Origin of the sequence: Methylobacterium sp. J-078, from assembly GCF_022829285.1 — a bacterium.
Lineage (GTDB): Bacteria > Pseudomonadota > Alphaproteobacteria > Rhizobiales > Beijerinckiaceae > Methylobacterium.
Genome location: NZ_JAKSYI010000118.1, coordinates 39,444 through 61,354, shown reverse-complemented (window position 1 = coordinate 61,354; position 21,911 = coordinate 39,444). Strand labels below are relative to the sequence as shown.

Genomic DNA, 21,911 nt, shown 5'->3' with positions numbered 1-21,911 from the left:
TCAGCCCTCGAGGCAGGCGGCGAGGGTGACGATGGCGTCGGCCGTGGTCGACCAGTAGCGCCCGTCGCTGGTCTCGGCGATGGCGGTGATGCGCTGCGTGTCCGCCAGCCGGATGCGGGTCGTGATCGCGGCGCGGCCGCTCGCCGGCCCCAGGGACACCGTGATCACGTTGGGCTGCGGGTTCTTGTCGTTGAACACCGCGATGCGGCGGACGTGGTCCTCCGGGGTCATCGGGCTGTCCACCGTCACGGTGATCGTGACCGCGTTGCCGTTCTCGACCAGGGGCGGCAGGTCGAGGCGGATGCGCCCCGGCTGGATCTCGGCCGCACCGGCGAAACGCCGGATGGCCTCGGCCGTGCTCTCCGTGCGGATCGCGGCCCCGGCCGCCACCGGCCGCAGGGCGACGGTCGCGGCGAGGCCGGGCCCGAGGGCGAGGAGGCCGCGTCGGCTCGGACGCTGATGGGTCTGCGGGCTCACGGGGCCGGCCTCTCCGAAGGTGTGTCGCGCAAGCTTGCGAGGAAGGCGACGATGTCCTCGATCTCCTGGGGCTCCAGCACCGGCCGGCCGCGCCAGGCCGCGCCCACCCGCGTGGTGCCCGCGAGGCTGTAATAGGAGGGCATGATGGTGTCCGGGTTCAAGACCCGGCCGTCGACGAGGCGCAGGCGCAGCGCGCTCGGTGCGAGCCGGTCGCCGACTCCGTCGAGGGCGGGGCCGAGATTGCCGGTGAAGCGCTCCTCGGGGAACGGCCCGGCATGGCAGAGCAGGCAGAGCCCCTTCGTGCGGTCGACGACCAGGGCCCGGCCCCGCGCGGGGTCGCCCGGCACCCCGGTCAGGCTCGCGGGAATCGCCCCATCGACGATGGCGACGGGCCGCAGGCGCTCCGCGCCCGGCTCGGCCGCCTCCCCGGCCTCCACCCGCCCAGCCAGGATCGCGCAGCCGATCCAGACCCAGCGAAGCCTCCGCCTCACCCGAAGACCTGGCGGGTGATGGTGCGGTACCAGTCGGCGGCATAGAGTGCCTCCTGCTCGCGCAGGCTCATCGGCGCATCGACCGGGCTGATCCCGCCGGCGCCCTCGACATCCGCGAGGACGCCGCCGGCCGGGTGGTAGACGCCGGCGATCGAGATGCCGTAGCCGGGTGCCACCAGGCTGTAGCAGGTGTTGATCAGCTTCGGGGACTCGGGGGCGCGCCCGCCTAGAAGGTCGATCACCGCGTCGGCGCAGACCTTGGCCTGGGCGTTGGCCGAGAAGGCGGATTTCGGCATGGCCCCGGCGATGGCCGCGTCCCCGATGACGTGGATGCCGGGCACAAGCCGGGATTCGAAGGTGACGGGGTCGATCGGGCACCAGCCGCTGCGGTCGGCCACCCCGGCGATCGCAGCGATCCGGCCCGCACGCTGGGGCGGGATGATGCAGGCGACATCCGCCTTGTACTCCGAGAAGTCGGTGCGGACGATCATGGCGTCCGGCTCGACGGCGCTGACCTGACCGCCCTCGGCCAGGGGCACGTATTCGAGCTGGGTCGGGTAGAGCGTTTTCCAGGCCGACTGGAACAGGCGCTGCTTCGAGAATGTGTCCTTGGCGTCGAGGAGGATCAGCTTGGCGCGGGGCTTGGTGGTCTTGAGCACGTGGGCGATCAGGCTCGCCCGCTCGTAGGGGCCGGGCGGACAGCGATAGGGATTGCCCGGCACCGACAACACCACGGTGCCGCCCTCCGGCATCGCCGCGAGTTGCCGGGCCAGCAGCAGCGTCTGCTCGCCCGCCTTCCAGGCATGGGGCATGCGCTCGGCGGCGGCCGCGTCGTAGCCCGGAATGGCGTCGAAGCGCAGGTCGATCCCGGGCGAGAGCACGAGACGGTCATAGGCGAGCGTGGCGCCATCCGCGAGCGTGACCCGGCGGGCGGGCGCGTCGATCCCGGTGGCGGCGGCGTGCACCACCCGGATGCCGGCGCGGGCGAGGCCCTCGTAGCCGAAGCGCTGGGCCGCCATGGGCTGCAGGCCGGCGATGACCTCGTTGCTGAACGGGCAGGAAACGTAGGTCGGGTTCACCTCGACCAGCGTCACGTCGAGGCCGCCCCGGTGGAGCGCGCGCGCGGCGGTGGCCCCCCCGAAGCCGCCGCCGATCACCACGACCTTGGCGGCGGCCTGCGCGAGGGCGGGCCGCGCGAGGGCAAGAGCCGCCCCGGTGGCGAGAAGCGCGCGGCGCGTCGTCGTCATGGCTGTCCCCGCCGCGACAGGTAGGCGGCGATCGCCCGGGATTCCTCGTCCGAAAAGCCCTTGGCGATGCGGCTCATCACGCTCGCGGGCCGCTCCCCCGACCGGTAGGCAGCCAGGGCCTCCACGATCTCCGTCTCCGGGCGCCCGTCGATCGCCCCCATGGCGGCCCCCTCGGCGTGGCACCCGGCGCAGGAGGAAGCCCCCGGCGGCGGGCGCTCCGCCGCGAGCGCCATCCCCACCGGCCCGGCGAGCAGCCAGGCCGCGACCATGCCCCAGCGCCTCACGCGCGGCGCAAGTCCGTGTTCTTCACCGGCATCTGGCGCACGCGCTTGCCGGTGGCGGCGTAGATGGCGTTCAGCACGGCGGGGGCCGCCACCGCGATGGTGGGCTCGCCGACCCCGCCCCAGAACCCGCCCGACGGCATCACGATGGTCTCGACCACCGGCATCTCAGCCAGACGCATCACCGGGTAGGTGTCGAAGTTCGTCTGCTCGATGCGGCCGTCCTTGACCGTGCATTCCTGGTAGAGCGCCGCCGACAGACCGTAGACGAAGGAGCCGGCGATCTGGGCGTCGATCTGCTGCGGATTGAGGGCGTGGCCCGGATCGGTGGCCGCGACGATGCGGTGGACCTTGACCGCCCCGTCATCGGAGACCGAGACCTCCGCCACCGCCGCCACGTAGGAGCCGAAGCCCATCATCTGGGCCAGACCCCGGTGGACGCCGTCCGCGGGCTTCGTGCCCCATCCGGCCTTGTCGGCCACCGCCTGCAGCACCGCCCGGTGCTTGGGGTGCTTGTCCATCAGCTTCAGGCGGAACGCGAGCGGGTCCTGTCCGGCCGCATGGGCGAGCTCGTCCATGAAGCACTCGAGGTAGATGGCGTTCGGGTTCATGTTCACGCCGCGCCAGAACCCCGGCGGAATGTGCGGGTTGCGCATGGCGTGATCGACCAGGATGTTCGGGATGGCGTAGCCGATCGCGGCCTCCGCGCCGCCGGGGTTGAGGCCCTGGAACACCACCGGGTCCTTGCCGTCCACCATCCGGTTCGGCGCCACCGAGACCAGGATCGACTGGCCGGAGATGCGCATGTGCAGCCCGGTGAGGTTGCCGGCCTCGTCCAGCCCGGCGCGCATCCGGCACTGGGTGATCGGGTGGTAGCGCCCGTGGGTCATGTCCTCCTCGCGGGTCCAGATCAGCTTGATCGGGGTCCCGGGCATTTCCTTCGCGATGAGGACGGCCTGGCGCAGCCAGTCGTGGGTGGCGCCGCGCCGGCCGAAGCCACCGCCGAGGAGGAGCTTGTAGACGTCGCACTGGTTCGCCGAGAGGCCGGCGGCCTCGGCGACGGCGGCCAGTGCCGCCTCGCCGTTCTGGGTCGGTGCCCAGGCCTCGCAGCGCTCGGGCGTCCAGCGCACCGTGGCGTTCATCGGCTCCATGGTGGCGTGGTTCTGGAACGGCACCCCGTAGGTGGCCTCCACCACCCGGGCCGCGCCCTTCAGGGCGGCGGCGACGTCGCCGCCTTTGTTGCCCACATAGGCTTCCTGCGCATCGAGGCCCTCGCGCAGGGTCGCCGCGATGGTCTCGCTCGAGACTCCGGCGTTCGGGCCCTCGTCCCAGACGATGGGCAGGGCCTCCACCGCGGTCTTGGCGCGCCAGAACGTGTCGGCGATCACCGCCACGCCGGAATCGCCCACCGCGACGACCTTCTTCACGCCGGGCATGCCCATGACAGCCTTGGCGTCGAAACTCTTCACGGTGCCGCCGAAGACCGGGCAGTCCCGGATGGCCGCGTTGAGCAGGCCCGGCATGGTGAGGTCGATGCCGTAGATCTGGCTGCCGTCCGTCTTCTCGACGGTGTCGAGGCGCTTCACGGGCTTGCCCGCGATGGTCCAGTCCTTCGGATCCTTGAGGACGATGTCCTTGGGCGGCGTGACCTTGGCCGCCTCCATCGCCACCGCCCCGAAGGTGGTGGTGCGACTGGAGCCGGCGTGGCTGATTACGCCCTTCTCGACCCGGCACTCGGAGGGAGCGACGCCCCAGCCCTTGGCGGCGGCCTCGACCAGCATGATGCGGGCGGCCGCCCCGCCCTTGCGGACGTAGTCCTGGGATTCCCGGATCCCGCGGCTGCCGCCGGTGCCGAAATCGCCCCAGACCCGGCCGCGGGCCACGTTCTGGCCCGGCGTCGGGTACTCGGTGACCACCTTCGACCAGTCGCAGCCGAGCTCCTCGGCGACGAGCTGGGCGAGGCCCGTGAGTGTGCCCTGGCCCATCTCGGAGCGGGCGATGCGGATCACCACGGTCTCGTCGGGCTTGATCACCACCCAGGCATTGACCTCGGGCGTGAGCGCGGGGGCGCCGCCCTGGGCGGCGGCCCCGGGGAAGGGCACGTGGAAGCCGAGGCTAAGGCCGGCGGCGGCCGTGCCGGCCACGAAGGCGCGGCGGGAGAGGTTCTTCATGGGAGCGTTCATGGCTCTCTCCTCAACCGGCCTGGCCGCCGTCGGCGGCGAGCTTGATTCCCGCCAGCACGCGGCTGTAGGTGCCGCAGCGGCAGATGTTGGTGATCTCGGAGCGGATCTCCGCCTCGCTCGGGTGCGGGTTCTGCGCGAGCAGCGCCGCCGAGGCCATGATCATCCCGGACTGGCAGAAGCCGCATTGCGGCACGTCGAGTTCGGCCCAGGCCTTCTGCACCGGGTGCGAGCGGTCCTTCGACAGGCCCTCGATCGTGACGATCTTCTGGTCCGGCGTCACGCTGGAGACCGGCATCGAGCAGGAGCGCACCGCCGTGCCGTCGATATGCACCGTGCAGGCGCCGCACTGGGCGATGCCGCACCCGTACTTCGTGCCGGTGAGGCCCGCCTGTTCACGGATGACCCAGAGGAGCGGCGTATCGGGCTCGGCCTCGACCTCGCGGACGGTGCCGTTCAGGTTCAGACGGATCATGCGTTCCCTGCCGTGGTTCGACGGTCGCGCGTCGCGCAGGATCGGGAGGCGCGTACGCAGGCCTGGTATTTAGAATTCTTGTACGGTGCGGAGCGGCCCGTCGTCTACTGCGGCGTGACGCGACGGGGCGTGACGAATGCTTCGCCGTCACGCGTCGAAAGCTCGCACGACGCGGACGTTACGACGCGAAACATCCGAAGTCGCGCAATCCCCGACGACCGTCGCCATCGCGCGGGGACAGAGGCATCGCGAAGGGCGCGACCGACCGGGATGACGCGGCGCAGCCCGCGCAATCCGCCTTCGAACGCTCGGGATCTATCCGCCGGCCTGTTGCGGTTCTGGATCCGCACGCCCACCAGCGCCCACCCCGGTCTTGGCTGCGAGATCGTATCGACCGGAGGACGAGCGCGTTTCGAGAGGTGAACAAGACAATCTGCCCGCCGCCAAACCGAACCCGTTGTGATACCAGGAGGCAACCGGACGGGCACGGATCAGACGCGGCGCCGAGGCGCGGGAAGGGCAACGAGACCATGAGCTTCGCAGCCGGCGCCGATCTCGGCCTGCTCATCCGGAAACTGGAAACCATCATCACCGTGTCCGATGCGGAGCGTCAGGCCCTCGAGCGGCTCCCCATCACGCGGCGGCAGATGCCCGCCCGCCAGGACATCGTGCGCTACGGCGATCATCCCTCGCAGTGCTGCCTGCTCCTCGATGGCTGGGCCTTCCGCTACAAGCTCCTGGACGAGGGCAAGCGCCAGATCCTGTCGATGCACATCCCGGGCGACATCCCCGATCTCCAGAGCCTCCACCTGCCGGTGATGGACCACAACCTCAGCTCGCTGACCGCCTGCACCGTCGCCTTCATCCCGCACGACGCCCTGCTCGACCTGACCCGCGACTTCCCCGGCCTCACCGCGGCTCTCTGGCGCGACACGCTGGTCGATGCGGCCATCTTCCGCGAATGGATGACCAATATCGGCCGCCGCTCGACGCTGGGCCGGATCACCCACCTGTTCTGCGAGCTCTACCTCAAGCTCCACGCCATGGGCCTCGCCGAGAACCATGCCTGCGAGATGCCCCTGACGCAGAGCGACATCGCCGACGCGATCGGCGTCTCGAACGTGCACGTCAACCGCGTCCTCCAGGAGTTGCGGGGCCAGGGCCTGCTCACGCTCCAGCAGCAGCGCCTCGGTATCCACGACTGGGTGCAGTTGACGAAGCGCGCCGAGTTCGACCCGGCCTATCTCCATCTGAAGCCTGCGGCGGTATCCTGACGCGTCCGCTCGGCACCCTCCGGGAGCGCCGTCTCCGCGCCGGTCCTCAGGCGAGCCGGAGGCGATGGCCGTCTGGGTCCCGGACCGTGCGGGGCGCGCACTCCGCGCCGGAGAAGACCAGGACGGTGGCGGCGACGTCATGGTCACCGCAGGCGAGGCCGGCGCGCGAGAACGCACCGGCATAGCACAGGAGTTCGAGGTGGGGCGTCGGGGCGCCGGGCGGGCGCAGGCCCGTCACGGCCACGCGCGGGTCGGGCACGCCGTCGAGGTGGGCCTGCTCGGGCCCCGTGTTGATGGAGCGCGACGCCACCGAGAAGCCGAGGCCCTCGTAGAAGGCCAGACTCGCGGCCTCGTCCGCCACCGAGATGGCCGAATGGTCGATGCCGAGGCAGGGGTCCGGGCCCGTCCGGCGCCAGGCTTCCGGCGTGCCGCCGGGGGGAAAGCTCAGGAATTCCAGGGGGTGCCCCTCGGGGTCGCGGAACTTGAAGGCGCTCACCCCGCCCGAGGCCACGGGCAGGCGCTCCGGCCCGGCCGTGGAGATCGGGCGCCAGCCCGGGCACGCGGCGAGGCGGGCATGGGCGCCCCCCATGTCCGAGACCACGAGGGCGATGTGCTGGAACAGCGGGCTCCAGCCCGGCACGTCGTCGGGATAGGGCCGGCCCGGCTGATCGAACCCGACGAGATCGACGGCCTGCGCGCCGAGACACAGGGGCACCACGGTCTCACCGGACACGGGCCGGATCGTCGGCGCGCGCGCGAACCCGAGGGCCCCCGTGAAGAACCCGGCCAGGGCCTCGGGATCGGCGCTGACGAGGCGGATGCGGCTCAGGCGGAGCAGTTCGGCGCTCACGGCGTCTGCGCCCCGCGCCGGTTGAGGAAGATCGCGTAGAGGGTGTGCGAGCCGCCGATGAACAGGCGGTTCTTCATCCGACCGCCGAAGGTCAGGTTGGAGACCCGATGGGGCACGAAGATCTTGCCCATCAGGTTGCCGGCCGGGTCGATGCAGTGGACGCCGTCGGCGGCGCTGCTCCAGACGTTGCCGTCCTCGTCGACCCGCATCCCGTCGCAGTAGCCGGGCTCCACGGTGTGGAAGATCCTGCCGCCGGAGAGCGCGAAATCCGGCCCGACATCGAAGACGCGGATGAACTGGCGCGGGTTCGGCCGGCTCTGGTCGCCGGTCTCGGAGACGTAGAGTCTTCGCTCGTCGGGCGAGAAGGCGAGCCCGTTCGGCCCGTCAAAATCGGTGGCCATGGCGCGGATCGCGCCCGAATCCGGGTCGAGGCGGTAGAGCGCGGGCGGCTGCTCGGAGGTCTGGCGGCCGCCCTCGTAGTCGTTGGCAATGCCGTAGACCGGATCGGTGAACCAGATTCCCCCGTCCGAGGCCACCACCACGTCGTTGGGCGCGTTCAGGCGGCGCCCGGCATGGTGGGTGACGAGGGTGGTGACGGCCCCGTCATACTCGGTGCGGGTGAGGCAGCGGTTCCGGTGCGAGCAGGCGATCAGCCGGCCCTGGCGGTCGCGGGTCTGCCCGTTGGCGAAGTGCGAGGGCGCCCGGTAGACCGACAGCCCTTCCGCCTCGCTCCAGCGCATGGTGCGGTCGCGGGGCAGGTCCTGGAACAGGAGGCAGTCGGCATCCCCGAACCAGACCGGCCCCTCGATCCAGCGCAAGCCCGTGGCGATCTCCTCGAGCTCGGCATTGCCGAGCAGGTACCCGGCAAAGCGCGGATCGACGACCTCGAAGCCAGCCATGCCGCTAGCGGAACCGGCACGGGGTCGCGAGGGTCGGGGGCGAATCGAACTGCACCACCATCAGCACGGCCGGTTCGTCGCCCACCGTGCCCGAGAGGTGCCCCTGGCGCCCGTCCCGCTCGCGGGTGTTCTGGTCCTCCCCGAAGGAGATCTCCCCCGGCCCCATCTCCACGCGGGTGCCGTCCATCGACTCGACGAACCAGCGGCCCGAGAGCGGGATGATCCATTGGGGCTTGGGGTTCTCGTGCCAGGCGCCGGTCCAGCCCACCGGTTGCACCGTCACCATCACGGTGGCGCCGTCATGGGTCTTGGTGCCCTGCCATTGCGGATCGGCCGGCGGCTGCATCGACTTCATGTCGAAATCAGTGAGTGCGCAGCGGGTCTGGTGGCTGACGCCCTCCGCGTCGGTCCAGAGGTGCCAGTAGGGCACGCTGGGCTTCTCGGGGCGGCTCGCGTCGCTGGTGGAATCGCTCATGGGCTTGTCCTGACAGGCTCGGGAAAAGGGGCGATGCGGTAGGGCTGCGAGGACGCGAGCGGGTCGGCGAGGAAGAGCCGCACGGTGTCGGCCCCGGTGCCGAAGGTGATGAGCAGAAACCCGCCGGCCAGCGCGAAGTTCTTCAGGAAATCCCAGAACAGGCCCCGCCCCTTGCTGTCGCCGCCGGCCCAGAAGTCGCCCGGGCGCCAGAACTGCTTCCACAGCAGCGCCGTAAGCCCGCAATAGCCCGCGAGCACGAAGGCGGCGGCCCGGTCGGCGATGCCGGTGAGGACGCCGGCCGACATCACCACCTCGACGAAGAGCCCGGCGAGGATGAGCCCGCGAGCGAGTCCGGTGCTGGCGACCCGCTCGCGCGCCTGCCCCACCGCGCCGCGGAAGTTCAGGATCTTGTCGAGGGCGCTGAAGGGCAGGAACAGCAGCACCAGGAGGAGACGGACCGCGAAGGCGACGACGAGACTGAGTACGATCAAGGCGCGGTCCAGACCTTAAGACGGGCGGCGGGCACCCCCCGGATGAGCCGGGGCGCCCCCAAGCGAACGTGATGCCGTCGCCGGTTGAACGCGGCACCCGCGCGCCGGTTCATGCGTTCGAAGCGTCGGGCATCTCACGTCGGCGCGAGACTCCGCGACCGCCGGCACGGCGCTGGCATCCGCGCCTCCACCGACCCGAGGCGCAGGTTCCCGAAGGACCACCGAGGACAACCATGAGCGACGAGCATTACGACGTGGTCATCGTGGGCTCGGGGCCGGGGGGCGGCACCATGGCCTGGCGCCTCGCCCAGACGGGCAAGCGCGTGCTGCTCCTGGAGCGCGGCGGCTACCTGCCGCGCGAGCGCGAGAACTGGGACGCCCGAGCTGTGTTCGTGGATGCGCGCTACCAGGCGCCCGAGACCTGGTACGGCGCCGACGGACGCACGTTCCACCCGGGCCTGCACTACTACGTGGGCGGCAACAGCAAGGTCTACGGCTCGGTGCTGCTGCGCCTGCGGACACGCGACTTCGACGTGGTGCGCCACCCCGATGGCGACGCGCCCGAATGGCCGGTGAAGTACGACACCTTCGAGCCCTACTACCAGGCGGCGGAGGAGCTCTTCCACGTGCACGGCCTGCGCGGGGAAGACCCCACCGAGCCGCCGGCGGCCAAGCCCTACGCCTACCCGCCGGTCTCCCACGAGCCGCGCATCCAGGAACTCTTCGACGGGCTGAAGCGGGAGGGGCACCGGCCCTTCCACCTGCCGGTGGGCGTGCTCCTCGACGAGCGCGACGGACAGGCCCTGCCGCACTCGGCCTGCATCCGCTGCGACGCCTTCGACGGCTATCCCTGCCTGACCAACGGCAAGGCCGATGCGCAGATCATCTGCGTCGACCCCGCGCTCGCCCAGTACCCGAACTTCACCCTCTGGACCGGCGCCTACGTGGAGCGCCTGCTCACCAGCCCGAGCGGGCGCGAGATCACCGGGGTCGAGCTCGTGCGCGAGGGCCAGCGCCGCACGGTGACGGGCGACATCGTCGTGGTGGCCTGCGGCGCCCTCTCCTCGGCGCTGCTGATGCTGCGCTCGGCCAACGACGCGCACCCACAGGGCCTCGCCAACGCCTCGGGTCAGGTCGGGCGCAACTACATGCGCCACAACAACGCCACCGTGCTGGCGGTCTCGCGCACCCCGAACCCGACGAAGTTCCAGAAGACCCTCGGGCTGAACGACTTCTACTTCGGCTCGGACGACTGGGACTTTCCGCTGGGCCACATCCAGATGGTCGGCAAGTCCGACGGGACCCAGATCCACGGCGAGGGCCTGCCGGACTTCCTGCAATGGTTTCCCGAAAAGCCCTTCGACTGGATCGCCAAGCATTCCCTCGATTTCTGGCTGACCTCGGAAGATCTGCCCCGGCCGGAGAACCGGATCTTCTACGAGGGCGGCCGGGTCCGCCTCGACCTCACCGAGAGCAACATGGAAGGGCATACCCGCCTCAAAGCGAAGCTGCGCGACCTCTGCGGCAAGCTCGACGTGCACCCGCACCTGTTCGACCGCTCGCTCTACCTCGGCAAGGACACGCCCATCGGCGGCACGGCGCACCAGGCCGGGACGCTGCGCTTCGGCGCGGATCCGGCGACCTCGGTGCTCGACCTCGATTGCCGCGCCCACGGCATCGACAACCTTTACGTCACCGATGCGAGCTTCTTCCCCTCGATCGGCGCCGTGAACCCGACGCTGACGATCATCGCCAACGCCCTGCGGGTGGGCGACCATATCGCGGGCCGGCTTTGACGAGCCTGACGGCGCGCCTCGCCGCCCTGGCGATCCGTCTCACCGGGCGCCGCCGCAACCTCGCCCGCGACGACCTCGATCCCGAGGAAGCCGTCGCGGCGCGGGCCCGGCCGGCCCGGCCGACGCGGGCGCAGCGCCGGCGCTTCGCGGTGGACTGGAATCTGCACGACGGCTTCGAGGTCTACAGCATGGCACCGCGCGCGGGGGGCCGGACGGGCGGCGTGATCTACCTGCACGGGGGCGCCTATACGAGCCCGATCACCCGCATCCACTGGCGCTTCATCGCCCGGATGGTGGCACAGACGGGCCTGCGCTTCACGGTGCCGCTCTACCCGCTGACGCCGGAGCACAGCTGCGCCGACATCTGCGCCCTGGCCATGGCCGTCTACCGGGACCGTCTGGCGATGGATGGCGAGCCCCCCGTCGCGCTGATGGGCGATTCCGCCGGGGGCGGGCTCGCCCTGTCCCTGGCGATGCAGGTGCGCGACGCAGGGCTACCCGGTCCCGGCGGCCTGGTCCTGATCTCGCCCTGGCTCGACGTGACCACGAACGACCCGTCCCAGGCCCGGATCGAGCCCTCCGACGTGATGCTGATGCGCCCCGGCGTGCGGGCGCTCGGGCACTGGTACGCCGGCGACCGGGCGACGACCGACCCACGGGTCAGCCCCCTCTTCGGCAGCCTGCGGGGCCTGCCGCCGATCGAACTGTTCTGCGGCTCCCACGACATCCTGGTGGCCGATGCCCGGCGCCTCGCCGCCCGCGCGCGGGCGGAGGCATGCCCCCTCGCCTATCACGAGGAGGCGGGCCTGATGCATGTCTACCCACTGCTCGGCCTGCCGGAATCCCGCAGGGCCGAGGCGCGGATCGGCCGCTTCCTGGCCGGGATTCGGGACTGATCGCGCGCAGGGCTTCAGGATCGTCGGAAGACGAGGCCGAGGTTGTTGGCCGGCAGGGCGAAGCGCCGCTCCAGCCGCAGGCCCCGATCGGCGGCCAGGGCCGTGACGGCCTCGAGATCCCGCACGCCCCAGCGCGGATCGCGCGCGCGCAGGTCCGCGTCGAAGGCCGCGTTGCTCGGCGCGGTGTGTTGCCCGTCCTCGCGAAAGGCCCCGTAGACGAAGAGCGGGCCGTCCTCCGGCAGGAGACGGGCCGCCCCCGCCATCAGGCCGAGGGTGGCCGGCCAGGGCGCGATGTGGATCATGTTGATGCACAGGACCGCCTCCGCCCGCGCGATCGGCCAGGACTCGCAAGCCGCGTCGAGGTCGAGCGGCGGGCGGACATTCGCGAGCCCGGCGGCCCGCGCATGGGCGGCGATGCTGCGGCGGTAGGCCGGCTCCGGGTCGCTCGGCTGCCAGGCGAGGGCCGGCAGGGCGGCGGCGAAATGGATCGCGTGCTCGCCCGACCCGCTCGCCACCTCCAGGACCAGACCGGTCTCGGGCAGGATTTCGCGCAGGGCGGCGAGGATCGCCTCGCGGTTCCGGGCGACCGCCGGCGCGGTCAGCGCATCCCGTCCCGTTTCCCAGTCCTGCATCGTCCCTCCATGTCCGTCGCGTCACCGCGACCGTCATTCCAAATTCGCATCCCTGGCGCAAACGACGAAGCACGGCTGTTGCATCTCGACGCCGGAGGCATCAAACACCACCCAGATTTTCGGGCCGTTCGGCTTGCCACCCTCCGGGTGCAGCGAGGCGAAGCGCCGGCATCCATCGCCGCCGTCCGTGATCATCACAGCCTGAAGGACAACACTATGAAGACGCGCGCCGCGGTCGCGTGGGAGGCCAAGAAGCCTCTCACGATCGAGACCATCGACATCGAGGGACCCAAGGCCGGCGAGGTCCTCGTCGAGTTGATGGCCACCGGCATCTGCCACACCGACGCCTATACCCTGTCGGGCCTCGATTCCGAGGGCAAGTTCCCGGCGATCCTTGGCCACGAGGGCGCGGGCATCGTGCGCGAGGTCGGCGCCGGGGTCACCGCCCTGAAGCCCGGCGACCACGTCATCCCGCTCTACACCCCGGAATGCCGCAACTGTAAGTCCTGCCTGTCGCAGCGCACGAACCTCTGCACCGCCATCCGCGCGACGCAAGGGCAGGGCGTGATGCCGGACGGTACCTCGCGCTTCTCCTGCGTCTCCACCGGCGGCAGCCCGGGCGGGTCCAACACCCTGTTCCACTACATGGGCTGCTCGACCTTCTCGAACTTCACGGTCCTGCCGGCGATCGCGCTCGCCAAGATCCGCGAAGACGCCCCCTTCGACAAGATCTGCTACATCGGCTGCGGCGTCACCACCGGCATCGGCGCGGTGATCTACACCGCCAAGGTCTGGCCCGGCGCCAACGTCGTGGTATTCGGTCTCGGCGGCATCGGCCTGAACGTGCTCCAGGCCGCCCGCATGGTCGGTGCCGACAAGATCATCGGCGTCGACATCAATCCCGACAAGCAGGAGATGGCGCGCAAGTTCGGGATGACCCACTTCATCAACCCGAAGGAGGTCGGCAACGATCACGTGGTCGCGGCGATCCTCGACGTCACGGGCGGCGGCGCGGACTTCTCGTTCGACTGCACCGGCAACGTCAACGTGATGCGCCAGGCCCTCGAATGCTGCCATCGCGGCTGGGGCGAATCCATCGTCATCGGCGTGGCCGAGGCCGGCAAGGAGATCTCCACCCGTCCGTTCCAGCTCGTCACCGGCCGCGTCTGGAAGGGCTCGGCCTTCGGCGGGGCGCGGGGCCGCACCGACGTGCCCAAGATCGTCGACTGGTACATGGAGGGCAAGATCAACATCGACGATCTGATCACCCACACCATGCCGCTGGAAGACATCAACCACGGCTTCGACCTCATGCACGAGGGCAAGTCGATCCGGTCGGTGGTGGTTTACTAGGACCGGGCTCGGTCCGTGCCCTCCCCCCTCCGCGGGGGAGGGTGCCTGCGGAGCAGGCGGGAGAGGGGACGACCTCTCCGGATACGGCGCTCCCCTCTCGCGGGACTTCGTCCCGGCCCGACCCGCTCACGCGGGCCACCCTCTCCCGCAGAGGGGAGAGGGAAGCGCCCCTGCACATTCCCTCGGTGACCCTAGCGATGAGCGGGGCCAGCCCCCGGACAGGAGAGCACACCCATGGAAACCATCTCGAAGGCCCGCGCCCATGGCGGCACGCAGGGCGTCTACAAGCACGATGCGCAGACCACGGGCTGCCCGATGACCTTCGCGGTGTTCGTGCCGCCGCAGGCCGAGGCCGGAAAGGTCCCGGTGCTGTGGTATCTGTCGGGGCTGACCTGCACGCACGCCAACGTCATGGACAAGGGCGAGTACCGCAAGGCGGCGGCCGAGCACGGCGTCATCATCGTGGCGCCCGACACCAGCCCGCGCGGCCCCAGGATCCCCGACGAGGAGGGCAACTGGCAGTTCGGCTCCGGCGCCGGGTTCTATCTCGATGCCACCCAGGCGCCCTACGCCGCGAACTACCGGATGTGGAGCTACGTGACGGAAGAACTCCCGGCCCTCGTCGCCAAGGAGTTTCCCGCCGACATGTCCCGCCAGGGCATCTTCGGCCACTCGATGGGCGGCCACGGCGCGCTCACCATCGCGCTGACCTACCCCGAGCGCTTCAAGTCCTGCTCGGCCTTCGCGCCGATCGCCCAGCCCTCCACCGCCGGCTGGTCGAAGCCGGCCTTCGAGAAGTATCTCGGGCCCGATGCGGCCGCCTGGCGCGCCCACGACGCCACCGCGCTCATCGCGGACGGCAAGCGCTTCTCGGAATTCCTGGTCGATCAGGGCACCGCCGACAGCTTCCTCGACGACGGCCTGCGTCCCTGGCTCCTGGAGGAGGCCTGCAAGAATGCGGGCATTCCGCTGACCCTCAACATGCGCGAGGGCTACGACCACTCGTACTACTTCATCTCGACCTTCATGGCCGACCACATCGCCTGGGCCGCCGCCCGCCTGAAGTAGGCGGCCCTGCGCAACGGAGCGTCAACGCCTCCCGGGCTTGATGGGGGGATGACCGCTTCTCCCGCGCCCGCGACGACCCCCGACCCGTCCGCCGCCGAGCCCATCCCGGCGGCGGACGCCCTCGCCTTTCCCGGCGACGCGGCCCTGCGGCAGGCGGCCCTCGCCTGGCAGGACGAACTCGCGCGGGAGCGGCGCCTCGCGGGCAACACGGTCGAGGCCTATGCCCGCGACCTGCGCCAGTTCCTGGCCCACCGCGCTGCCCGGATGGGCACGCCCGACTTGCCGAGCCTCGTCGCCCTCAAGCCCCGGGACGTGCGCGCCTTCATGGCCGCGCGCCGGGCCGAGGGGGTCGGCGGGCGCTCGCTGATGCGGGCGCTCGCGGGCCTGCGCTCCTTCGCCCGTCACATCGAGCGCGAGGGCCACGGCACCGTGGCGGCGCTCGGCGCCGTGCGCTCGCCCAAGGTGGAGCGGCGCCTGCCCCGCCCGATCCCGATCCCCGCCGCCCGCGCCATGACCGGCCCCGAGCTGCGGGCCGGCGAGGACCGCGAACCCTGGATCCTCGCCCGCGACGCGGCGGTGCTGGCCCTCCTGTACGGCTCGGGCCTGCGCATCTCGGAGGCCCTCGGGCTCCGGGCCAAGGATGCGCCCGGGCGCGGGATCGATGCCGTCACGGTGCTGGGCAAGGGCGGCAAGACCCGGATGGTGCCGGTGCTGCCCGTGGTGGGCGCGGCGGTGACGGCCTATCGCGAAGCCTGCCCCTACGCGTTGGCGCCGGACGGCCCCCTCTTCCTCGGCGCCAAGGGCGGTGCGCTCTCGCCCCGGATCATCCAGTACGCGGTGGCGGCGATGCGCGGCGCCCTCGGACTGCCCCCGAGCGCCACGCCGCATGCCCTGCGCCATTCCTTCGCCACGCATCTCCTCGCCCGCCGGGGCGAGCTGCGGGCGATCCAGGAATTACTGGGCCACGCCTCGCTCTCGACGACGCAGCTCTACACCCGCATCGACGCCGCCCGCCTGATGGAGGCCTTCGATGCGGCCCATCCCCGGGCCGGCACCGCGCCGGTACGCCGCCCGCAGCCCTCCCGAGATCCTGCACAACCCGTGTCCTAAACGGGCGGCCGCCTCACGTCCTGGCCTTGCTCCGCGCGTCGTCCTCGTCCTGGCTCGGCCCGACACTGTCGGCGGCGAAGGCCTCCCGTACGCCCAGGGGCTTCGGCCGTCCCTCGGTGCTGTCGCAGCCGGTCTGGCGCTCCATCTCCGAGTTGATCTCGGCGCCGACCAGCACGATGACGATGGACAGCCACATCCAGGTCATGAAGCCGATGCCGGCTCCGAGCGACCCGTAGATGCGGTTGTAGCTGTCGAAGCTCGCCACGTACCAGGAGAACACCCCCGAGGCGCCGACCCAGAGCAGCGCCGCGAGGCTGCTGCCCCAGGTCACCCAGCGCCACTTCGCCCGGTTCCGGCTCGGGCCGTAGCGGTAGATCAGCGACAGGCTGAGGGTGACGACCCCAAGCAGGGCCGGCCAGCGCACGATCTGCAGGACGGTGTCGGTGGCGCCCATGAAGCCGAGCCGGTCGAGGATCGTCGGCAGCAGCACCACCGCGCTGGTGGAGGCGAGGAAGAACACCACGCTGGTGATCGTGAACAGGAAGGTGGTGGCGTAGAAGCGGACCAGGGTGCGCTTCTCGCGCTCCTTGTAGATCACGTTGAGGGCGTCGAAGAGGGCGCTCACCCCGGAATTGGCGCTCCACAGGGCGATCAGCAGGCTGAGACCCGACGTGGTGCTCAAGGACCCCGTGCTGCGCTGCGCGATCCGCATCAGCTGATCGGACAGCAGGTCCATGGCACCGGGGGGCAGGATGTCCGCCAGCAGGCTCACGTGCTGGCTGATGACGTGGGGGTCCGAGAACAGCCCGTAGATCGAGACCACCGCGACGAGGCCGGGAAACACCGCCAGCAGAGCGAAGAACGCGACGCCCCCGGCCGTGGTCAGCACCCGGTCCTGCGGCATCGCCCAGAACACCCGCCACAGGATGTCCCGCCAGCCGGCCTTCGGGATGTCGATGGGGTCGGCCGCGCGCCGGCCGCGGCCGGACTCGTGCACGCGCTGGCGCGCCTCCGCCAGTTCCTCCGGGTTCAGGGCGCGGGTGCTGACCGAACGCCAGTCCTGACCCTCATCCTCTTCCCGCATCATGCCGAGCCCCTGCCGGACCGCCGCCGCGAGGGGCTGGGCGCCCCCGGGATCACACTCTGCCCGAACTCTCGGTCCCCGTCGCCACCGATGCCGGGACAGGCGCGGGACGATCGAGCCCGGACATGGGGCAGGTCGCGGCCTGCCGGGCCAGCTCCGTGCGGACGTGCTCGCGGAACAGGCGCACCCGCGCGGGAAGTTCGCGGCCCGCGAGGGTGACGGCACGCAGGGTCCCGCCCCGGCTCGCCCAGTCGGGCAGGACGCGCACGAGATCGCCCCGGACCAGGGACCGCGCCGCGACGAGGCTCGGGATGTGGCCGATGCCCGCCCCGGCCAGGGTCAGGCGCAGCACCGTGGCGAAATCCGTGGCCCGCACCGCCGGCCGCAGGGTGATCCCGGCCTCCCGCCCCGCGACGTCCGAGACGAGGATCTGGGTGGCGCCGAGGCGCTCGCGGGCGAGCACCACGTCGTGCGCCGCCAATTCGGCGATGTCGACCGGGGCCGGGCGCTGCGCCAGGTAGGCCGGGGCCGCGTAGAGGCCGATCGTCAGGTCGGCGAGGATCGGCGCGGTGTAGCCGCTGTCGGGATGGTCGCCGCCGCCGAGGCGGAGAGCCAGGTCGACCCGGTTGGCGGCGAGATCGAGGCGGCTGTCGGTGATGAGTAGCTCGAGGGTGATCTGCGGGTGCCGCGCCCGGAAGCTCGCCACGAGGTCCGGCAGCACCTCGACGCCGAAATCGATCGAGGCCGTCACCCGCAGGTGCCCGCGCGGTTGTGTGCGGGCGCCGCGGGCCGTCTGCAGGGCCTCGTCGAGGAGGGCGAGGCTCTCCAGGGCCCGGGCATGGAAGGCCAAACCCTCGGCGGTGGGCGAGACCGCCCGCGGAGTGCGGGCGAGCAGGGTCACCTTCAGCACCGCCTCCAGGCGAGCGACGCGCCGGCTGACGCTGCCCTTGGTCTCGCGCAGGAAGGCCCCGGCCTGGGTCATGCTGCCGAGGTCGACGACGGCGCAGAAGGCCCGGACATCGTCGAGATTTCCGGCGAAGGTTTCCAGATGCGCAACCATGTGTCCCCGATTAGCGCGCTATCGCACCGCCGGGAAGCGGCCTATTCGCGCTCCATCGACCCGGCGCCCAGATGCCACCATCCTCGGCGCCCCCATCCCCGGAGTGAAACCCGTGATCCGTCTCTCCTCCTCGCTGATCGCCGCAACCCTCGCGCTCGCCGCGCCCGCCCTCGCCCAGACCCCGCCGACCCGCGACCCGGCCCAGATCCAGGCCGGCACCTACGCGGTCGATCCCGGCCACACCCAGGTCGGCTTCACCGTCTCGCACATGGGCTTCTCGAACTATTCCGGCGGCTTCTCGGACGTCTCGGGCACCCTGGAGCTGCAGCCCAAGACCCCCGCCGCCGCGAAACTGTCCATCAAGATCCCGGTGGCCTCGGTGATGACGACCAGCGCCAAGCTCACCGGCGAGCTCAAGGGCGAGCAGTGGCTCGATGCGGCCAAGTTCCCCGAGATGACCTTCGTCTCCACGAAGGTGGCCCCCGAGGGCAAGGACAAGGCGAAGGTCACCGGCGACCTGACCCTGCATGGCGTGACGAAGCCGGTGACGCTGAACGTCACCCTCGTGGGCGCCGGCGTGAACCCGCTCAACAAGAAGGTCACCGTGGGCTTCGAGGCCACCGGGACGCTCAAGCGCTCCGAGTTCGGCGTGAAGACCTACGTGCCGCTGATCGGCGACGACCTGCACCTCACCATCGCGGGCGCCTTCGAGCGTCAGGAGTAAGGCTCGCCGTCCACCGCGCCGAAGGGAGAGCGTCATGATCGGGACCGTCCGCGTCGCGCCCCGGCCGCGCTACACCCGCGTCGCCATCGCGCTGCACTGGCTAAGCGCGCTGGCGGTGCTGGGGCTGATCGCGATCGGTCTCGCCATGACGCACGGGGACCTGGCGCCGATGCGCCGGTTCCAGCTCTACCAGTGGCACAAATCGGTCGGCATCACGGTGCTGGCTCTGACGCTGCTGCGCCTCGGCTGGCGGCTGGCCCACCGGCCGCCGCCGCTCCCCGCGAGCCTGCCGGCCGGTGAGCGGGCCGGCGCGCACGCGGCCCATGCCGGGCTCTACGGGCTGCTCCTCGGCCTGCCGCTGGTCGGCTGGGCCGTGGTCTCGGCCTCCCCCTTCAACCTGCCCACCGTGCTCTACGGCATCCTGCCCTGGCCGCACCTGCCGGTGTTGCCGGACCTGGCGAACAAGGCCGCCGTGGAGGCGGTGCTGAAGCAGGTCCATGCCTGGGGCGCCTGGTTCCTCATCGGTCTCCTGCTGCTGCATGTCGGCGCGGCCCTGCGCCACCACCTCGTGCTGCGCGACGACACCCTCCGGCGGATGCTGCCCCGCGCCCCGTTCAAGTCCGGATCTCGCCCATGATCGCCGTCCGTCTCGCCCTCGCCGTCGCCCTCCTGGCCGCGCCCGCCTGCGCCGAGGCCGCCGCCTGGACCGTCGATCCCGCCCGAAGCCGGATCGGCTTCTCGGGGGTCCAGGTCGGCGCGCCCTTCCAGGGCCGGTTCAAGCGCTTTTCCGCGCAGATCGACTTCGACCCCGCCGCGCCGGAATCCGGGCGCGCCGTGGTCGACATCGATCTGGCGAGCGCCGAGACCGGCGACGCCCAGCGCGACACGTCGCTGCCCCAGGCGGAGTGGTTCGACACCAAGGCGACGCCGCAGGCCCGCTTCGAGGCGACGCGGTTCGTCGCCAAGGGCAACGATGCCTACGAGGCGATCGGCAGCCTGACGATCCGCGGCATCCGCCGCGACGCGGTCCTGCCCTTCCGCCTGACCCGCGAGGGGTCGACGGCCCGGGCGGTGGGCCACCTCGACCTCGTGCGCACGCAGTTCGGCGTCGGACAGGGGCCCTGGGCCTCGGGCCAGTGGGTCGCCCTGGAGGTCGGCGTCGATATCGACCTCACCGCGACGGAGGCCGCATCCAAGCCCTGACCGGGGCCGGCCAGCAAACACGCCGCCGGCCGGCTCACCGGAGCGCACGCCGGATCGTATTTCTCCGATCCCGCGCCGACGGGAGGACGAGCCGAAAGCAAAACCTGCGCTTGCAGGGCGCATCGAGACTTCTGCCTCTCACCGGATTTCTTGTTTCTGACTTGTAACGCATGCGCAAAAGCCCTGGGCGTTGCGCACAAGGCGGGAGCCCTGCCGTGGCGGCCGGGTTATTCCTCTGTTCCGGTCCCTGCCGAGGCTTCGGCCCCGGCGCGCCCGGCACGGTCGCGTCCATGCGGGCGCCGACCGCAAGAAGCCAGAGGGAGAGATCCATGCCCGTGCCGACGATCGACCGCCGTGCCCTGCTCGGCTCCGCGAGCCTCGCCCTCGTGGGAACCGGTAGCGCCGTCCAGCCGGCGCAGGCAGCCCCGGAGCCGAAGGGCGAGGCCAGGGCGGAACCGAAGCCGGTGCCGCCGGAGGTCACCCGGATCCTCGCCCGCTACGTCGTCGGTGCGCGCTATGCGGACCTGCCCGAGGCCGTCCGCCGCGAGGGCACTCGCACCCTTCTGAACTGGGTCGGCGTCGCCATCGGCGGATCGCATCACGAGACCCTGGACGTCGCGGTCTCGGCCCTGAAGCCGTTCTCCGGGCCGCCGCAGGCCGGCCTGTTCGGGCGCCCCGAGCGCTTCGACATCATGAACGCGGCCTTCCTCAACGGCGTCGCCAGCCACATCTTCGACTACGACGACACCCACCTGAAGACCGTGATCCACCCGGCCGGTCCCGTCGCCTCGGCGATCCTCGCCTATGCGGAGATGCACCCAGTCTCGGGGGCGGACTTCCTCAACGCCCTGGTGCTCGGCGTCGAGACCGAGTGCCGGATCGGCAACGCGGTCTACCCGAACCACTACGACGTCGGCTGGCACATCACCGGCACCGCCGGGGTATTCGGCGCGGCGGCCGCGACCGGCAAGCTGATGGGCCTCACCGAGCAGCAGATGGTCTGGGCCCTCGGGCTCGCCGCCTCGCAGCCCGTGGGCCTGCGCGAATCCTTCGGCTCCATGAACAAGAGCTTCAATCCGGGCCGGGCCGCCTCGAACGGCCTGTTCGCGGCGATCCTGGCCTCGAAGAACTACACGAGCTCGGACGGGATGATCGAGGCCAAGCGCGGCTGGGCCAACACCATCTCGACGAAGCAGGATTACCGCGAGATCACGGAGGGGCTTGGCACCCGCTACGAGGCGGCGCTGAACACCTACAAGCCCTTCGCCTGCGGCATCGTCATGCATCCGGCCATCGACGCGGCGGTGCAGCTGCGCAACGAGAACCACCTCGTCCCCGACGCGATCGAGCGGGTCGACATGAAGGTCCACCCCCTGGTGCTCGAACTCACCGGCAAGACCGCGCCACGCACCGGCCTCGAGGGCAAGTTCAGCATCACCCACGCCGTCGCGGTGGCGCTGGTGGAGGGGGCGGGCGGCGAGAAGCAGTTCAGCGACCGGGCGGTGAACGACCCCGTCATCGTGGCGCTGCGCGCCCGGGTGAAGCCGGTAGTCGATCCCGCGATCCGGCCCGAGCAGGTCGAACTCACGGTGGTGCTGAAGGACGGCCGCAGCCTGCCCCGGCGCATCGAACACGCCATCGGCAGCGTCGAGCGGCCGATGTCGGACGCCGCGCTGGAGACCAAGTTCACCGACCTCGCGGAGGGCATCCTGCCCGACGACCAGGTCCGCCGGGTCATGGGCCTGTGCTGGCGCATCGCCGAGCTGGCCGATGCGGGCGAGGTGGCCCGGGCCGGCGTCCAGGCCTGACGCGACGGTCCGGGATCGACGCGCCGACCCCGGCCGC

At 71.2% G+C, this 21,911-nt stretch carries 24 protein-coding genes; 10 read left to right on the top strand and 14 right to left on the bottom strand.

Annotated elements, in window-relative coordinates; genetic code table 11:
• From MKK58_RS19730 to MKK58_RS19705, 6 genes are read right to left on the bottom strand one after another with little or no spacing between them, the layout of a single operon-like run.
• Complete coding sequence (locus MKK58_RS19730; RefSeq protein WP_243914049.1) at positions 1–477, bottom strand: SoxY-related AACIE arm protein; 477 nt, start codon at positions 475–477, stop codon at positions 1–3.
• Positions 474–968 carry a sulfur oxidation c-type cytochrome SoxX gene (gene soxX, locus MKK58_RS19725; protein WP_409565277.1) on the bottom strand — a complete coding sequence of 165 codons (495 nt, stop codon included), beginning with the start codon at positions 966–968 and terminating at the stop codon, positions 474–476. The genes MKK58_RS19730 and soxX overlap by 4 nt, the downstream gene beginning before the upstream one ends.
• Positions 965–2,215 (bottom strand): NAD(P)/FAD-dependent oxidoreductase, encoded by a 1,251-nt coding sequence (locus MKK58_RS19720; protein WP_243914047.1) that lies wholly within the window; start codon positions 2,213–2,215, stop codon positions 965–967. The genes soxX and MKK58_RS19720 overlap by 4 nt, the downstream gene beginning before the upstream one ends.
• Positions 2,212–2,484 (bottom strand): c-type cytochrome, encoded by a 273-nt coding sequence (locus tag MKK58_RS19715; RefSeq protein WP_373320849.1) that lies wholly within the window; start codon positions 2,482–2,484, stop codon positions 2,212–2,214. Before MKK58_RS19715 ends, MKK58_RS19720 begins: the two co-directional genes overlap by 4 nt.
• Positions 2,485–2,495: 11 nt before the next feature.
• Positions 2,496–4,679 carry a xanthine dehydrogenase family protein molybdopterin-binding subunit gene (locus MKK58_RS19710; protein WP_243914045.1) on the bottom strand — a complete coding sequence of 728 codons (2,184 nt, stop codon included), beginning with the start codon at positions 4,677–4,679 and terminating at the stop codon, positions 2,496–2,498.
• A 10-nt stretch (positions 4,680–4,689) separates the two neighbouring features.
• The gene (locus MKK58_RS19705) at positions 4,690–5,151 is read right to left on the bottom strand and encodes a (2Fe-2S)-binding protein (RefSeq protein WP_243914043.1); all 462 of its coding nucleotides are present in this window, start codon (positions 5,149–5,151) and stop codon (positions 4,690–4,692) included.
• A gap of 530 nt (positions 5,152–5,681) precedes the next feature.
• Between MKK58_RS19705 and MKK58_RS19700 the strand changes: the two genes are divergently transcribed.
• Positions 5,682–6,425 carry a Crp/Fnr family transcriptional regulator gene (locus tag MKK58_RS19700; protein WP_243914042.1) on the top strand — a complete coding sequence of 248 codons (744 nt, stop codon included), beginning with the start codon at positions 5,682–5,684 and terminating at the stop codon, positions 6,423–6,425.
• Positions 6,426–6,471: 46 nt separating this feature from the next.
• On the opposite strand, the gene MKK58_RS19695 is transcribed toward MKK58_RS19700, so the two are convergent.
• From MKK58_RS19695 to MKK58_RS19680, 4 genes are read right to left on the bottom strand one after another with little or no spacing between them, the layout of a single operon-like run.
• Entirely contained in the window at positions 6,472–7,275 is an 804-nt protein-coding gene (locus tag MKK58_RS19695) for a VOC family protein (RefSeq protein WP_243914041.1), read from the bottom strand.
• Positions 7,272–8,174 (bottom strand): SMP-30/gluconolactonase/LRE family protein, encoded by a 903-nt coding sequence (locus MKK58_RS19690; RefSeq protein WP_243914040.1) that lies wholly within the window; start codon positions 8,172–8,174, stop codon positions 7,272–7,274. Before MKK58_RS19690 ends, MKK58_RS19695 begins: the two co-directional genes overlap by 4 nt.
• A gap of 4 nt (positions 8,175–8,178) precedes the next feature.
• Positions 8,179–8,649, bottom strand: coding sequence for a cupin domain-containing protein (locus MKK58_RS19685; protein WP_243914039.1), 471 nt, complete (start codon positions 8,647–8,649; stop codon positions 8,179–8,181).
• On the bottom strand, positions 8,646–9,140 hold the full coding sequence (locus tag MKK58_RS19680; protein ID WP_243914038.1) for a DoxX family protein: 495 nt from the start codon (positions 9,138–9,140) through the stop codon (positions 8,646–8,648). Before MKK58_RS19680 ends, MKK58_RS19685 begins: the two co-directional genes overlap by 4 nt.
• 233 nt (positions 9,141–9,373) lie before the next feature.
• On the opposite strand from MKK58_RS19680, the gene MKK58_RS19675 reads away from it, so the two are divergent.
• Together MKK58_RS19675 and MKK58_RS19670 are read left to right on the top strand one after the other, a co-directional pair.
• Positions 9,374–10,936 (top strand): GMC family oxidoreductase, encoded by a 1,563-nt coding sequence (locus tag MKK58_RS19675; RefSeq protein ID WP_243914037.1) that lies wholly within the window; start codon positions 9,374–9,376, stop codon positions 10,934–10,936.
• Positions 10,933–11,832 (top strand): alpha/beta hydrolase fold domain-containing protein, encoded by a 900-nt coding sequence (locus tag MKK58_RS19670; RefSeq protein ID WP_243914036.1) that lies wholly within the window; start codon positions 10,933–10,935, stop codon positions 11,830–11,832. The genes MKK58_RS19675 and MKK58_RS19670 overlap by 4 nt, the downstream gene beginning before the upstream one ends.
• A gap of 14 nt (positions 11,833–11,846) precedes the next feature.
• Here MKK58_RS19670 and MKK58_RS19665 read toward each other — a convergent pair whose 3' ends face one another.
• Together MKK58_RS19665 and MKK58_RS19660 are read right to left on the bottom strand one after the other, a co-directional pair.
• Positions 11,847–12,464 carry a DUF938 domain-containing protein gene (locus MKK58_RS19665; RefSeq protein ID WP_243914033.1) on the bottom strand — a complete coding sequence of 206 codons (618 nt, stop codon included), beginning with the start codon at positions 12,462–12,464 and terminating at the stop codon, positions 11,847–11,849.
• Positions 12,465–12,497: 33 nt separating this feature from the next.
• A complete protein-coding gene (locus MKK58_RS19660) occupies positions 12,498–12,659 on the bottom strand; it encodes a hypothetical protein (RefSeq protein WP_243914031.1) in 162 nt (53 codons plus the stop codon).
• Positions 12,660–12,680: 21 nt separating this feature from the next.
• Between MKK58_RS19660 and MKK58_RS19655 the strand changes: the two genes are divergently transcribed.
• From MKK58_RS19655 to MKK58_RS19645, 3 genes are all read left to right on the top strand, one after another.
• The gene (locus MKK58_RS19655) at positions 12,681–13,817 is read left to right on the top strand and encodes an S-(hydroxymethyl)glutathione dehydrogenase/class III alcohol dehydrogenase (RefSeq protein ID WP_243914029.1); all 1,137 of its coding nucleotides are present in this window, start codon (positions 12,681–12,683) and stop codon (positions 13,815–13,817) included.
• A gap of 234 nt (positions 13,818–14,051) precedes the next feature.
• Positions 14,052–14,885, top strand: coding sequence for an S-formylglutathione hydrolase (gene fghA, locus MKK58_RS19650; protein ID WP_243914026.1), 834 nt, complete (start codon positions 14,052–14,054; stop codon positions 14,883–14,885).
• Between the two features lie 48 nt (positions 14,886–14,933).
• On the top strand, positions 14,934–15,995 hold the full coding sequence (locus tag MKK58_RS19645) for a tyrosine recombinase XerC (protein WP_243914024.1): 1,062 nt from the start codon (positions 14,934–14,936) through the stop codon (positions 15,993–15,995).
• A 13-nt stretch (positions 15,996–16,008) separates the two neighbouring features.
• On the opposite strand, the gene MKK58_RS19640 is transcribed toward MKK58_RS19645, so the two are convergent.
• Positions 16,009–17,082, bottom strand: coding sequence for a YihY/virulence factor BrkB family protein (locus tag MKK58_RS19640; protein WP_243914017.1), 1,074 nt, complete (start codon positions 17,080–17,082; stop codon positions 16,009–16,011).
• Positions 17,083–17,131: 49 nt separating this feature from the next.
• Positions 17,132–18,139 carry a LysR family transcriptional regulator gene (locus tag MKK58_RS19635; protein ID WP_243914015.1) on the bottom strand — a complete coding sequence of 336 codons (1,008 nt, stop codon included), beginning with the start codon at positions 18,137–18,139 and terminating at the stop codon, positions 17,132–17,134.
• 115 nt (positions 18,140–18,254) lie between these two features.
• Here MKK58_RS19635 and MKK58_RS19630 point away from each other — a divergent pair, with 115 nt between their 5' ends.
• From MKK58_RS19630 to MKK58_RS19615, 4 genes are all read left to right on the top strand, one after another.
• A complete protein-coding gene (locus MKK58_RS19630) occupies positions 18,255–18,863 on the top strand; it encodes a YceI family protein (protein ID WP_409565279.1) in 609 nt (202 codons plus the stop codon).
• Positions 18,864–18,897: 34 nt separating this feature from the next.
• Positions 18,898–19,500, top strand: a complete 603-nt coding sequence (locus MKK58_RS19625) for a cytochrome b (RefSeq protein WP_243914011.1) — start codon at positions 18,898–18,900, stop codon at positions 19,498–19,500.
• The gene (locus MKK58_RS19620) at positions 19,497–20,066 is read left to right on the top strand and encodes a YceI family protein (RefSeq protein ID WP_243914010.1); all 570 of its coding nucleotides are present in this window, start codon (positions 19,497–19,499) and stop codon (positions 20,064–20,066) included. Before MKK58_RS19625 ends, MKK58_RS19620 begins: the two co-directional genes overlap by 4 nt.
• Positions 20,067–20,395: 329 nt before the next feature.
• Positions 20,396–21,874, top strand: coding sequence for an MmgE/PrpD family protein (locus tag MKK58_RS19615; RefSeq protein WP_243914008.1), 1,479 nt, complete (start codon positions 20,396–20,398; stop codon positions 21,872–21,874).
• Positions 21,875–21,911 lie beyond the last annotated feature (37 nt).